Raw genomic sequence first — 11,463 nt, 5'->3', positions numbered from 1 at the left:
AAGATGAGACTTCCCATCACTTCGAGTGAGTAAGATCCCTCAGAGACGATGAGGTTGATAGGTCCGAGGTGGAAGCGTGGTGACACGTGGAGCTGACGGATACTAATAGATCGAGGACTTAACTAATCAATACTGGATGTAACGTTGATATGAAGCTCTTATTTAGTTTTTAGGGTACAAAATTATACACAAATTTATTGAATATCCTTGATTTTTTTTGAGAAACAATTATAATATTGGTTGTCACTAAAAATTATTAGGTTCACTAAGTACTTTATTTGATTGTCTGGTAGCATTAGCGGAGAGGACACACCTGTTTTCCATGCCGAACACAGTAGTTAAGCTCTCCAGCGCCGATGGTAGTTGGGGCTTTGCCCCTGCAAGAGTAGGACGCCGCCAGGCAAATCCCATTCCATAGTATTTTGACCAGAACATCTTTGAAAATTTAAAGATGGGTCATATAAGGAGTGAGGCTACTCCGGATAAGCATGCAACACGACTCATTGTCTGAGCATCGATATCCTGTATTTGGATTATTCCACAGTAGCTCAGCGGTAGAGCAATCGGCTGTTAACCGATCGGTCGTAGGTTCGATTCCTACCTGTGGAGCCATGGAGAGCTGTCCGAGTGGCCGAAGGAGCACGATTGGAAATCGTGTAGGCCGCTATCGCGGCCTCGAGGGTTCGAATCCCTCGCTCTCCGCCACTTATATTTCTGGCCCGTTGGTCAAGCGGTTAAGACACCGCCCTTTCACGGCGGTAACACGGGTTCGAGTCCCGTACGGGTCACCACTAATGGAGGATTAGCTCAGCTGGGAGAGCACCTGCCTTACAAGCAGGGGGTCGCAGGTTCGAGCCCTGCATCCTCCACCATTTAGACAAAAATTAATATTAATTCATATCGCGGGGTGGAGCAGTCTGGTAGCTCGTTGGGCTCATAACCCAAAGGTCGCAAGTTCAAATCTTGCCCCCGCAACCAATTTAATTCAATTTACTACGTCGAATTTACTTCGGTGCTAATTGAGAATAATAGTGTGCTTTAAAGTGTAACCAATTTTAAGCATGTCCACATTTACATATTCGGTCCGGTAGTTCAGCTGGTTAGAATGCCTGCCTGTCACGCAGGAGGTCGCGGGTTCGAGTCCCGTCCGGACCGCCACTTAAATTTATAGCAAATACATATTGGCTCTGTAGCTCAGTCGGTAGAGCAAAGGACTGAAAATCCTTGTGTCGGCGGTTCGATTCCGTCCGGAGCCACCATTTTTGCATTTACATTTATATGGAGGGGTAGCGAAGTGGCTAAACGCGGCGGACTGTAAATCCGCTCCCTCAGGGTTCGGGAGTTCGAATCTCTCCCCCTCCACCATATATTTTTCAACAAAGTAGGGGTATAGTTTAAAGGCAAAACGGAGGTCTCCAAAACCTTTGATGTGGGTTCGATTCCTACTACCCCTGCCATTATTTTTATTATGGCGGTCGTGGCGAAGTGGTTAACGCACCGGATTGTGGCTCCGGCATACATGGGTTCGATCCCCATCGGTCGCCCCATATTATTATATCTATTGGGCTATAGCCAAGCGGTAAGGCATCGGGTTTTGATCCCGTGTACCCCAGGTTCGAATCCTGGTAGCCCAGCCATTATGCGGAAGTAGTTCAGTGGTAGAACACCACCTTGCCAAGGTGGGGGTCGCGGGTTCGAATCCCGTCTTCCGCTCCATTACTTCGTTTTGGCGGTATAGCCAAGTGGTAAGGCAGAGGTCTGCAAAACCTTTATCACCGGTTCAAATCCGGTTACCGCCTTCAATATATGCCGGTGTGGCGGAATTGGCAGACGCGCATGACTCAAAATCATGTTCCCTCTGGGAGTGTCGGTTCGAACCCGACCACCGGTATCTCAAATCGTTAATATGACGGCGTTACGACGGTTTAACAAATCGTTGAGGCGTCGTCTTTTTGCGTTTATTTTAGTAGAACGTGCGAAAATTAGTCATATGCCTAAACGTTAGCCTAGCGCTTTCCTTTGAATCTATTCGGAGGGAGGCGTTTTTTTTATGGGCAGCCGTCGAAGTAATGAATTAAATCCGCGCGATATTGAATTGAAATATCTACGGAACCGATTGAGTTTGAAACGTTGTCATATTGGCAATATAAGTTACTACATGTAAACAATTTTGTTGGTTATAGGCACGCGGGAAAGGCGGTACTATATTTAGTGATTCCTATGATGACAATGAAAACAGTTGAATATATTGTTTTCTTTTCGCTTTTAGTAATTCCCACGATATTCGCGATTATATACTGGGCGAAGCCTGAAACAACCCCGGCTGACAATGAGCTATTAAAATGCGAGTCACCGATAGAACGCCGTCTTTATAAAGGACTGACGCAGCATATGCTCTTTCCTGTTACGCAATATCCGGCGGGGAAATTCCGTATAGATATAGCGTTCCCGGGGCACAGATTAGCGATAGAGGCGGACGGCAAAGCGTTCCAGCATAGATAAGTGTACCGAATATTCTTATTTCCTTGTGTTAATATCGACTTTTTTTCTACTTTCATTAGAATGCAATACGAAATACAGGTCAAGCCATATTAAATTCAAAAGTTAATCGTCAAAAATTCACTATTATGAAGATTTGAAAATAAGACAAAAGCAGCTTATGAGTAAATGGTCTGCTAATCCAAACAATATCGTTAATTTAAGAAATGCATTAAATTAATTTCTTCTTAAACAAAAGGGTACTTACCTCGAATAAGAATTGTATGCTTGTTCAACTATACCAGCAGTATCTTGAATAAGATGTTGACCTTCACGTTAAGTTAAAGCGTAAACTAAATAAGAATATTTATATTCTATATGAAGGGAATTTATTTATAATGTTTATTCAAAGTAAAGGTACTGTAAGTCTTGATTTTTATAAGGAAGAGTACAAATCTAAGTTAAGCCATTATCATTTATCTAAAGAACAAATTAGATATGCTCCTTTACCTTTAAATGCAATTTTAAAATGCGAAAATGATAATACGAGATACCCTATTGTTATCTTGTGTAATGGTGTGCCAGCAGGATTTCTTGTTCTCCACGGATGGGAAGGTGTTAAGGCATATAGCAATAACAAAGATGCTATTTTAATAAGAGGTTATTCAGTTGATACCACCTTTCAAGGGAAAGGTATAGGCAAGAAATCATTATTATTATTAGATTCGTTTGTAAAAAAACAATTTCCAAGTAAAAGGGAAATTATCTTAGCTGTGAATCATAAAAATACCGTCGCCCAGTACGTCTATAAGAAAGGCGGGTATATAGACAGTGGAGTAAGAGTGATGGGGAGGAAAGGAGAATTATTCATATTACATAAAGACCTTATATAATTGTTTTTTGCTTTAAATGTATTACAATCCTTATTAAACTAAAGTGTACAATAATTGAAGATGCTGAACAGGACCTTAATCGAAAAGGTTCTGTTTTAAAAAAAAAAATAAATGGAATTTTAATAACGTTACTGAACTAACTGAGCAGAAGAGTTAAAAAAGTCAGCTATAGTGTAAACTGTTACAATAAAGTTGATAAGGATGACTTATCACTTTATATAAAATATTGGTATTATACGTTATGTATATTGTTAGTTTAGATTAGAAGGGTAATAAACAAACTAAAATTGATAAGGAATTTTATTTACAAAAAAAAGAAATGAGGTATGAAAATGAGTATTGACTTTCATAACAAAAAAAATCAAATCACTTATACAACTCGTAATGCTGACAAATCATGGGCTGAGGCACTAAATAATCTGTTACCTTTCGAAATGATTTCTGAGGCTTTAGATGCTGGCTGTGGTGGTGGAATATATTCTAAGGCTTTATCGGACATGGGGGTGGGGTTTGTTACTGGTATCGATTTTTCGGGAGCCATACTTGAAGGTGCAAAAGACAATTGTAAAGAATATAAAAATATTATTTTTAAACATGGGAATGCTCTTGAAACAGGTTTAGAAAGTAACAGTTATAGTTTACTGCTTGAAAGAGCATTAATTCATCATATTGAAGATTTAAAAGCCTGTCTTAGAGAAGGTTATAGAGTATTGAAGAATGAAGGAATTTGTATTATACAAGACCGTACTCCTGAAGATTGTTTATTAGAAGGTAATGATAGCCATATTAGAGGGTATTTCACTGAACTCTTTCCAAGATTAAGTGAAATGGAAACCAATCGCAGACACAGTAGTAAATATGTAATTGATTCCCTACAGGAAGTCGGATTCAAGTCTATAGAGGAAGTTAAGTTGTGGGAAACAAGAAAAGTTTACGGTAGTAAAGATCAACTACTACAGGATTTAAGTGAAAGAACTGGAAGAAGCATCTTACACGAATTAGAAGATGAAGAATTGAAATTACTAATAAATTATGTCGATAAGTCATTATCAATAGATACAAATATAGTTGAAAAAGATAGATGGACTATTTGGAAGGCGGTGAAATAGCGGGTTTTATCTCTTGAAATGAATGTACTTATAACAGGAGCATTAGAAAAATTAAGTGATTTTAGAAAATGATTTAGAGAAGGTGAGATCGTAATGGCTACATATAAAAACACACTATTAAAATTAGTTCAGTTTGATAAAAATGATGTTTCAGGTTTGATTGAACTCTCTGCATCAGTCGGCTGGGATTATGATGAATATGAAATTAGAACCATTATGTTATCCGGAAAAATATTCGGACACAAAAATGCTGAGGGGAAAATCGTGTCTAGTGCTGCAATAATACTGTACGAGACCAGTTTAACTTCAATTGGTATGGTGATTGTAGATAGCGAGTTTAGAGGACTGGGATTAGGGAAGAAAGCAACTCAAAAATGTATGGAATTTGCCACTAGTGATATTTCAATTATGCTAATTGCTACAGAGGTGGGAAAACCCCTATATGAAAGAATGGGTTTTATAACTGTTGATTGTATCCATAAGTATCTTTGTGGTAGCTATACAGCTACAAAACCATTAAATAAAACGGGAGTAGCCATTGGAGATTTCGTTGGTCACAATTTTGCTGAAATTGTAAATTTAGACAAGATTGCCTTTGGAGATAATAGAAGCAACTTTCTTCATAATAGGATAAATCAATCAGAACAATGTTTAGTAGTTAAAGACAATAAAGCAAATATTATTGGTTATGGAATATCTATTCTAGGACCAATAAATCTAATTTTGGGACCTATTGTAGCACCAGATTCTCAAACAGCAGCTTTATTACTTGATAGTCTAGCTTTTAATCATCAAGGTAAATTAAGGATTGATGTACCATCAGGTAATGATGAATTTATGTTGTTCTTGGAAAAGAAAGGATTTATAAAAGCTAGCGAACCACCAATAATGATAACTAATTCTGTCAATATGCCACCTAGAAACAATACATTGTTCGCCATAGCTGCCCAGATTTTTGGATAAGAGGATTAATGTATTTATGAAGAAATAGGTGCAGGAGTTAATATAGAAGTGTGTAAAAAACGCCCCCTTTTCTCATTGTGTACTAATGCAGCCTGATTGTTTAAGAATAAAAGCTTAGAAATAAAAGGAGTGTTTTTTTTTATCAAAGTAATTATTTTTGATTTTGACGGAACTTTTTATCCAATACATTACCAATTTGTTATGTTGCGTTTCAAAAAAGTAGGAGGAAACCAATCTATGTTCTGATGCCGATACTGAAGCAGGACTGAGAGCAACTGTAGCGACAGCAGGAGTACAATGGTTGCCTGATTATCAACCAAGTGAATTTTCAGTAATACCAAATTATATTTTCGAAAGTTGTACAGATATAAAAACTGGCGACTTTTGTGATAGTAGTTTATCACCTCTGTGAATATAGAGGTGAAAGAGGAGTCAGGTTATGATGTAAGTGCCAAAAAATTAGTTGCATTGTTAGATGTGAATATCAAGAAAAATAAGGAGATTGTATTTTATTGGGAACTAACGAATCGTATTTGAAAGAAGACCCTGAGTTAGTAAACAAAATAATAGGAAAAAAAGAAGGCAGGGTATATATGTTATCTTGCTTAAAATGCTTTTTAGAAAATGACGTTAAGGGTTAAGGTCATCTTTAATTCACTAAATTTTTTCTTATCGGGTGCGGAGTAAGGAGTAATGTTTATTCCAGTCTTTTTACTTCTTTACTATTTTTTATTTTAAGTATTTTATTTATTAGTATAAATGTATTACATTGCATATACAGGTAATTAAAAAAATTCCTTAAAGGAGTTTGTTAAAACAATGGAAATTAAATCAGTAACTTTACATACGGAGAGTATTAAAGAAATGAGAAAGTTCTATGTTGACAGTTTCGGTTTTCCTTTAATTGAAGAAAGTGAAAACAGCTTTCGAATTGTCGTTGGTTCAAGTGAATTAGAGTTTACATCAGAAGACGTAAAAGGTAAACCCTATTACCACTTTGCTTTTAATATTCCGTCTAATAAATTTGATGAAGCAAAATCATGGGTCAAAGAAAGAGTTAGCTTAAATCTAGAAGATGGCGAAGATGAAGCAGATTTCTCCCATATACCTGCACAAGCCCTATACTTCTTAGACCCTGCAGGTAATATAGTCGAGTTTATTTCAAGGCATTCTATATCTGAAGAAATGGCGGAACCATTCTCAGCTGATAAGGGCGTGTTAAACATTAGTGAAATAGGACTGACTGTAGATGATGCAATAGATACAGGTGAAAGGCTAATTGATATTGGGATTCAAGAAAGAGACAATTATCCTTTAAACTCGACATCACTTAATTTTATGGGAGATAACTCAAAGGGAATATTTATTATACTTACTCAATCAGAAAGAAGATGGATTTTTTCAGATAAATTCTCAGCCGTATACCCCCTTGAAATTATAACAACTAATAATAATAGAATTACAATTAACTCAAATAATTTGTTAAAAGTTAATGAGCGTGACAAAAAATAAGTTTATTGTGATATATTTTCATTAAACAAATGGGAACGATTGTTTAATAAAAGATGGTTTATTTTACTAACTGGTAGAAAAAGTGGAGTTTGATTTCTTCAAGAAGAGAAGGGAACTTGAAATGAGAATCTTTGATGCACATTTTCATATTATTGATTTTGATTTTCCGATTATTGAAAACCAAGGATATACACCACCGAGCTATGTTGTAACAGATTATCAAGAGGAAAATACTGATTTGAATATATTAGGTGGTGCGATTGTATCTGGTTCTTTCCAAGGATTTGACCAAGAATACTTATTGAAAGCACTTAAACAAATGGGTCCAGCATTTTGTGGTGTAACACAATTGCCGTTTACTGTGACAGATGATGAAATTATAAATTTACATAACAGAGGGGTAAGGGCATTACGATTTAATATAAAACGAGGCGGTTCAGAAGATATATCAAAACTCGATTACTTTGCAAGAAGGGTTTACGATTTAGTAGGGTGGCATAGTGAACTTTATATTGATGCGAGAAAGTTGTCAGAAATTGAATCCACTATTGCAAAATTACCTGCCGTATCTATTGACCATTTAGGATTATCTGAAGAAGGATTACCACACTTATTAAACCTGGTGGATAAAGGTGTTCGAGTTAAAGCTACTGGTTTTGGTCGTGTAGACTTGAATATCGGGAATGCCTTAAAATCAATTTATGATATTAACCCATACGCTCTTATGTTCGGAACAGATATGCCATCTACAAGGGCGAAAAGACCTTTTGAATATGCCGACATCGAATTAATTCAAAGTCTATTTGGGGACAAGGCTACTGATAAAATCTTGTATAAGAATGCTTTAAACTGGTACTTCAAGGAATTTAGTTACAATAAAAATTTATGAAGTTTGTGAGTGAGTATACTTAAAGTAAAGGGTTCAAGAGTTGAATAAGGTGTTTGTAGGGAAGCTCCTTGTTCTTATTGTATTAACTGGCAGACTTATTGAAGAAGATGTGTTGCATATACAGAATTGAGAAGGAGAGAGAATAATGGTTCCAACATTAGAGACAGAAAGATTGGTACTAAGAGAAATATTAAAGGATGATGCAGAGGGTATATTTGCTTGTTTTTCAAATGAAAATGTAACGCGGTATTATGGGCAAGAAACTTTAGAAAATATAGAACAAGCAGAAGCATTTGTTGATTTTTTTGCAAAGAGTTACAAGGAGAAAAGAGGAATACGTTGGGGAATTGAAATAAAAGGAACTCAAGGAATTATTGGCACTATTGGATTTAATGCTTGGTCTCCTAAACATAAACGAGCAGAGATAGGTTATGAGGTACATCCTAAGCAATGGAGAAAGGGGTATACCTTTGAAGCCATATCTAAAGTAATTGAATACGGATTTGGTGAATTTGGTCTAACTAGGATAGGTGCAGTTGTCTTTATAGATAATGAAGCTTCTAATAAGTTACTAACAAAAATGGGTTTTCTAAAAGAAGGCGTTCTAAGGGATTATATGTATCAAAATGGAGAGGCTTATGATACATACGTGTATTCATTACTTAAAGGTAAATAGATTACGTTCTTCAACAAACGGGTGCAAGAATAGAAGAAGGAATCGCATTCTTGTCCAACTATAGGAGCAGCTTAGTAAAAGAATCCTCATATAAAGGATGAATAGTTAAATAAGCAGACTGACGCTAAAGTTGGTCTTTTCTTTTGTTTTTTAGTTCAGAAATTTCCGATTACGAATTGGGATATTAAAATATATAGATATTGAACTAACTGGTAGGATTGTTGAATAGGAGAAAGTGAATATTTTGAAGGGAATGAAGAATATGAAGGCTGTAGTTCAAAATGAATATGGAGATGCTGATGTACTTACATATACCGATGTTGAAAAACCAAAAATTGGAGAAAAAGAAGTCTTAATAAGAGTAGCCTATACGAGTGTAAATTACGCAGATATAAAAAAGCGTTCAGGAAATAAAGGTAAAGATAATTTCCCTCAAATATTAGGATTGGATGTTTCAGGAATAATTGAAGAAGTTTCTCCTAATTCCACATTTTTAAAAGGAGATAGGGTGATAGCTTTTCCAAAAAACGGTTCATATGCAGAATATGTAGCAGCAAATGAGCAATTAGTTTTTAAAATCCCACATAACCTTCCACTTGAGAAAGCTGCAACTATGCCAACAGTGTCTATTTTATCTTATATTCTTCTATATGAAGTTGGGCAAGTTCAAAAATCAGATACCCTTGTTATACATAGTGCAGCTGGTGGTGTGGGTTCAATGCTTGTACAGTTAGCAAAGTTAGCAGACATCCAAAACATAATTGGAACAGTTGGAGATTTAGATAAAGAAAATTATGTGAAAGAACTAGGAGCTGATACAGTATGCACCTACAAAACATTTACAAAGGAAGTATTAAAACAGACAAACTATCAAGGTGCTAATATCATTTTTGACTCTGTTGCAGGTGAAGTTAGCGGTAATAGTTTAGATTGTTTAGCATTATTCGGAACGCTTGTCCAATTTGGCAATAGCAGTGGTAAAGCTGGTACCTTTAAAACAAGTGACTTACATAGTAGTTGCAGGAATATTAAAGGTTTTAGTTTAGGAACAACTAGAAAGCATAATCCAGCACGTTTAGCCCCTGTTGCAGAAAAAGTCTTGAAGCTATTTGATTCGAATGAAGTCACTCTCCCTGTTGCACAAGTGTTCAGTTTAAGTGATGCTGCAAAAGCTCATAAACTAATTGAAAGTCGCAGTTACGAAGGAAAAGTTTTAATTAAAATAAATCATAGTCTTTTATGAATTAACGGGTCAAATAGTTGAATAATTTTTTTAAGAATTTTGGAGGAAAGCAAATGAAGTTTAAATTAGGATACCACTATTGTTGATTGTCCTCACATTAACAGCTTGTTTTGGTCACGAAAGACTGCGTTTGTTTTCAAGGGGAAAGTAAACATTGGGAAGTAGAATTCGAAGCTGCTATTAGAAGTGAAAGCAGCGAATCCACCGGTTATACAATACGTTATATAGGTGATGGTGAACCCCCAGAAGAAATTTCCTATCAAGTGGGTAGTAGTTCTGGCAATGAAACTTTGCAAAATGAAGTTCTAAAAAGTTCAGGTAGTTATTGCTCAGGGTGTTCTATAACGGTAGAAGACCAAGAAATTGATGCAAAAATAGAGTGGGATGAAGAAACTGAAAATATAACTTTAAAAAACGAATAATACTTAAACTTACGGGTGCCTTTACGCAATAAGACACAAATCTCTTTTTCAACTATAGGATGGCATTTAGTTGAAAAAGGTTTGTTTCATTATTAATTTATGAGGTGGTCAATTGACTTTATATGATGAATTTATTTACATCGCTAAAACCTTGAATAAAGAGTTGGATATCATTCCTGTTTTATATGGTTCATTAGGACTGGAAACAGTAACTAAAGTTGATTTTTCTCCACAAGACATTGATATTCTTATTCCTTTAACTTTTTTAGAGGATAAATGGGATAGCTTTAAGATTGTAATGGAACAGTTAGGATACGAATTGATTGATATACAAGAACACGAATTTGAAAAGGATAGAATTAGAATTGGGGTTGCTTTTATTGAAGACTTAAAACAATTTGCCGATGTAGAATACAACAATTTAGAGAAAATTGAAGCCAATGGAGCAACTTATTATACACTCTCTATTTCCGAATATATTAAAGTATATAATAAATCTTTACTTGACGGGTATCGAAGGACTAAAAATAATAATAAAGACCAAAATAAATTGGAGATTTTAAACCAGCTGGTACAAAATTAATTTAGGAATTTATAGTATTAAACAATCCAGGCTAATCTTCAATAATCCTGTGGCTTTTTCTTATTCAAGTTAATGGCAGGAGTTGATAAACAAATTTTGAAGTTAGCTATTATTTACAGTTAGAAGGAGGCGAATGTGATGAGAAAAACGTTTTTCCTTAATATATGCAATTTTAGCTCTCTTATTGTTGATTCTAGTTGTGAATTTTTCAACTGAAGAGACAGTGAAGCATGAGAAACCTATGGAGAAAGTTCTATCCATTGATGAAAAAATGCCAAGTACGAAAAGCAGAGAAGTCAAAGAAATCAATTAGTTATAAATGCATTTAATAAAATAGTATTGGAAGAATTTAAGGAGAGCTATAAGCTTAATATAGGTGGCTATGAATTTAAAGGTATTGATACTTTTTCAGAAAAGTTTCTTACTACGTATTTTGCTGAAGATAGTTATTATCCAAGATATACTTTCGGATATATACAAGAAAGACGTGGTTATATCTTAGATAAGAACCCTAATAGTGGTGAAAACAGATTGATTTTAATAAGCAAGAAAATTAATCAGTGGAAAATGACTAAACAGAAAAAAGAGACTGTTGTATATTCAATAGTTGCGAGTAATTTTTGGTGATGCAAGGAAAAAGGTAGTCATTATTATGGTTTAAGGAAGTAGATTGTCTATAGCTATACAAATACTAT

12 protein-coding genes, 14 tRNA genes and 2 rRNA genes are annotated in these 11,463 nt (G+C 35.3%); all 28 read left to right on the top strand.

Annotated features, from left to right (window positions below):
- A 23S ribosomal RNA gene (locus tag ACTWQM_RS16475) occupies positions 1-126 on the top strand; the annotation flags it as partial.
- A gap of 159 nt (positions 127-285) precedes the next feature.
- A 5S ribosomal RNA gene (rrf, locus tag ACTWQM_RS16470) occupies positions 286-402 on the top strand.
- A 135-nt stretch (positions 403-537) separates the two neighbouring features.
- A tRNA-Asn gene (locus ACTWQM_RS16465) sits at positions 538-612 on the top strand.
- Between the two features lies 1 nt (position 613).
- Positions 614-705, top strand: a tRNA-Ser gene (locus tag ACTWQM_RS16460).
- 11 nt (positions 706-716) lie between these two features.
- Positions 717-791 (top strand) — tRNA-Glu (locus tag ACTWQM_RS16455).
- A gap of 5 nt (positions 792-796) precedes the next feature.
- A tRNA-Val gene (locus tag ACTWQM_RS16450) sits at positions 797-872 on the top strand.
- A 29-nt stretch (positions 873-901) separates the two neighbouring features.
- A tRNA-Met gene (locus tag ACTWQM_RS16445) sits at positions 902-978 on the top strand.
- 103 nt (positions 979-1,081) lie between these two features.
- Positions 1,082-1,158 (top strand) — tRNA-Asp (locus ACTWQM_RS16440).
- Between the two features lie 25 nt (positions 1,159-1,183).
- A tRNA-Phe gene (locus ACTWQM_RS16435) sits at positions 1,184-1,259 on the top strand.
- A 21-nt stretch (positions 1,260-1,280) separates the two neighbouring features.
- Positions 1,281-1,365: transfer RNA gene (locus tag ACTWQM_RS16430), tRNA-Tyr, on the top strand.
- Positions 1,366-1,383: 18 nt separating this feature from the next.
- Positions 1,384-1,457 (top strand) — tRNA-Trp (locus tag ACTWQM_RS16425).
- A 14-nt stretch (positions 1,458-1,471) separates the two neighbouring features.
- Positions 1,472-1,547, top strand: a tRNA-His gene (locus ACTWQM_RS16420).
- Positions 1,548-1,562: 15 nt separating this feature from the next.
- Positions 1,563-1,637 (top strand) — tRNA-Gln (locus ACTWQM_RS16415).
- Between the two features lie 4 nt (positions 1,638-1,641).
- Positions 1,642-1,716: transfer RNA gene (locus tag ACTWQM_RS16410), tRNA-Gly, on the top strand.
- A 12-nt stretch (positions 1,717-1,728) separates the two neighbouring features.
- A tRNA-Cys gene (locus tag ACTWQM_RS16405) sits at positions 1,729-1,799 on the top strand.
- A 9-nt stretch (positions 1,800-1,808) separates the two neighbouring features.
- A tRNA-Leu gene (locus ACTWQM_RS16400) sits at positions 1,809-1,891 on the top strand.
- Positions 1,892-2,229: 338 nt separating this feature from the next.
- Positions 2,230-2,502 carry a hypothetical protein gene (locus tag ACTWQM_RS16395; protein ID WP_443259252.1) on the top strand — a complete coding sequence of 91 codons (273 nt, stop codon included), beginning with the start codon at positions 2,230-2,232 and terminating at the stop codon, positions 2,500-2,502.
- A gap of 374 nt (positions 2,503-2,876) precedes the next feature.
- Positions 2,877-3,371 (top strand): GNAT family N-acetyltransferase, encoded by a 495-nt coding sequence (locus ACTWQM_RS16390; RefSeq protein ID WP_443259251.1) that lies wholly within the window; start codon positions 2,877-2,879, stop codon positions 3,369-3,371.
- A gap of 332 nt (positions 3,372-3,703) precedes the next feature.
- Positions 3,704-4,480, top strand: coding sequence for a class I SAM-dependent methyltransferase (locus tag ACTWQM_RS16385; protein WP_443259250.1), 777 nt, complete (start codon positions 3,704-3,706; stop codon positions 4,478-4,480).
- A 93-nt stretch (positions 4,481-4,573) separates the two neighbouring features.
- Complete coding sequence (locus ACTWQM_RS16380) at positions 4,574-5,443, top strand: GNAT family N-acetyltransferase (RefSeq protein WP_443259249.1); 870 nt, start codon at positions 4,574-4,576, stop codon at positions 5,441-5,443.
- Between the two features lie 408 nt (positions 5,444-5,851).
- The gene (locus ACTWQM_RS16375; RefSeq protein WP_443259248.1) at positions 5,852-5,980 is read left to right on the top strand and encodes a hypothetical protein; all 129 of its coding nucleotides are present in this window, start codon (positions 5,852-5,854) and stop codon (positions 5,978-5,980) included.
- A 282-nt stretch (positions 5,981-6,262) separates the two neighbouring features.
- Positions 6,263-6,955: a VOC family protein gene (locus ACTWQM_RS16370; RefSeq protein ID WP_443259247.1), complete on the top strand. Its 693-nt coding sequence runs from the start codon at positions 6,263-6,265 to the stop codon at positions 6,953-6,955.
- A 121-nt stretch (positions 6,956-7,076) separates the two neighbouring features.
- A complete protein-coding gene (locus ACTWQM_RS16365) occupies positions 7,077-7,844 on the top strand; it encodes an amidohydrolase family protein (RefSeq protein ID WP_443259246.1) in 768 nt (255 codons plus the stop codon).
- Between the two features lie 145 nt (positions 7,845-7,989).
- Positions 7,990-8,520 (top strand): GNAT family N-acetyltransferase, encoded by a 531-nt coding sequence (locus ACTWQM_RS16360; protein ID WP_443259245.1) that lies wholly within the window; start codon positions 7,990-7,992, stop codon positions 8,518-8,520.
- 253 nt (positions 8,521-8,773) lie between these two features.
- On the top strand, positions 8,774-9,763 hold the full coding sequence (locus ACTWQM_RS16355; RefSeq protein ID WP_443259244.1) for a quinone oxidoreductase family protein: 990 nt from the start codon (positions 8,774-8,776) through the stop codon (positions 9,761-9,763).
- Positions 9,764-9,873: 110 nt separating this feature from the next.
- Complete coding sequence (locus ACTWQM_RS16350) at positions 9,874-10,185, top strand: phosphoadenosine phosphosulfate sulfotransferase (RefSeq protein WP_443259243.1); 312 nt, start codon at positions 9,874-9,876, stop codon at positions 10,183-10,185.
- Positions 10,186-10,297: 112 nt separating this feature from the next.
- Positions 10,298-10,768 (top strand): hypothetical protein, encoded by a 471-nt coding sequence (locus ACTWQM_RS16345; protein ID WP_443259242.1) that lies wholly within the window; start codon positions 10,298-10,300, stop codon positions 10,766-10,768.
- Between the two features lie 339 nt (positions 10,769-11,107).
- Positions 11,108-11,395, top strand: coding sequence for a hypothetical protein (locus ACTWQM_RS16340; RefSeq protein ID WP_443259241.1), 288 nt, complete (start codon positions 11,108-11,110; stop codon positions 11,393-11,395).
- Positions 11,396-11,463 lie beyond the last annotated feature (68 nt).

This window comes from Virgibacillus sp. L01, assembly GCF_052246775.1.
GTDB lineage: Bacteria > Bacillota > Bacilli > Bacillales > Amphibacillaceae > Lentibacillus.
Note: the sequence above shows the minus strand (reverse complement) of the source record. Positions and strands in the feature narration are given on the sequence as shown.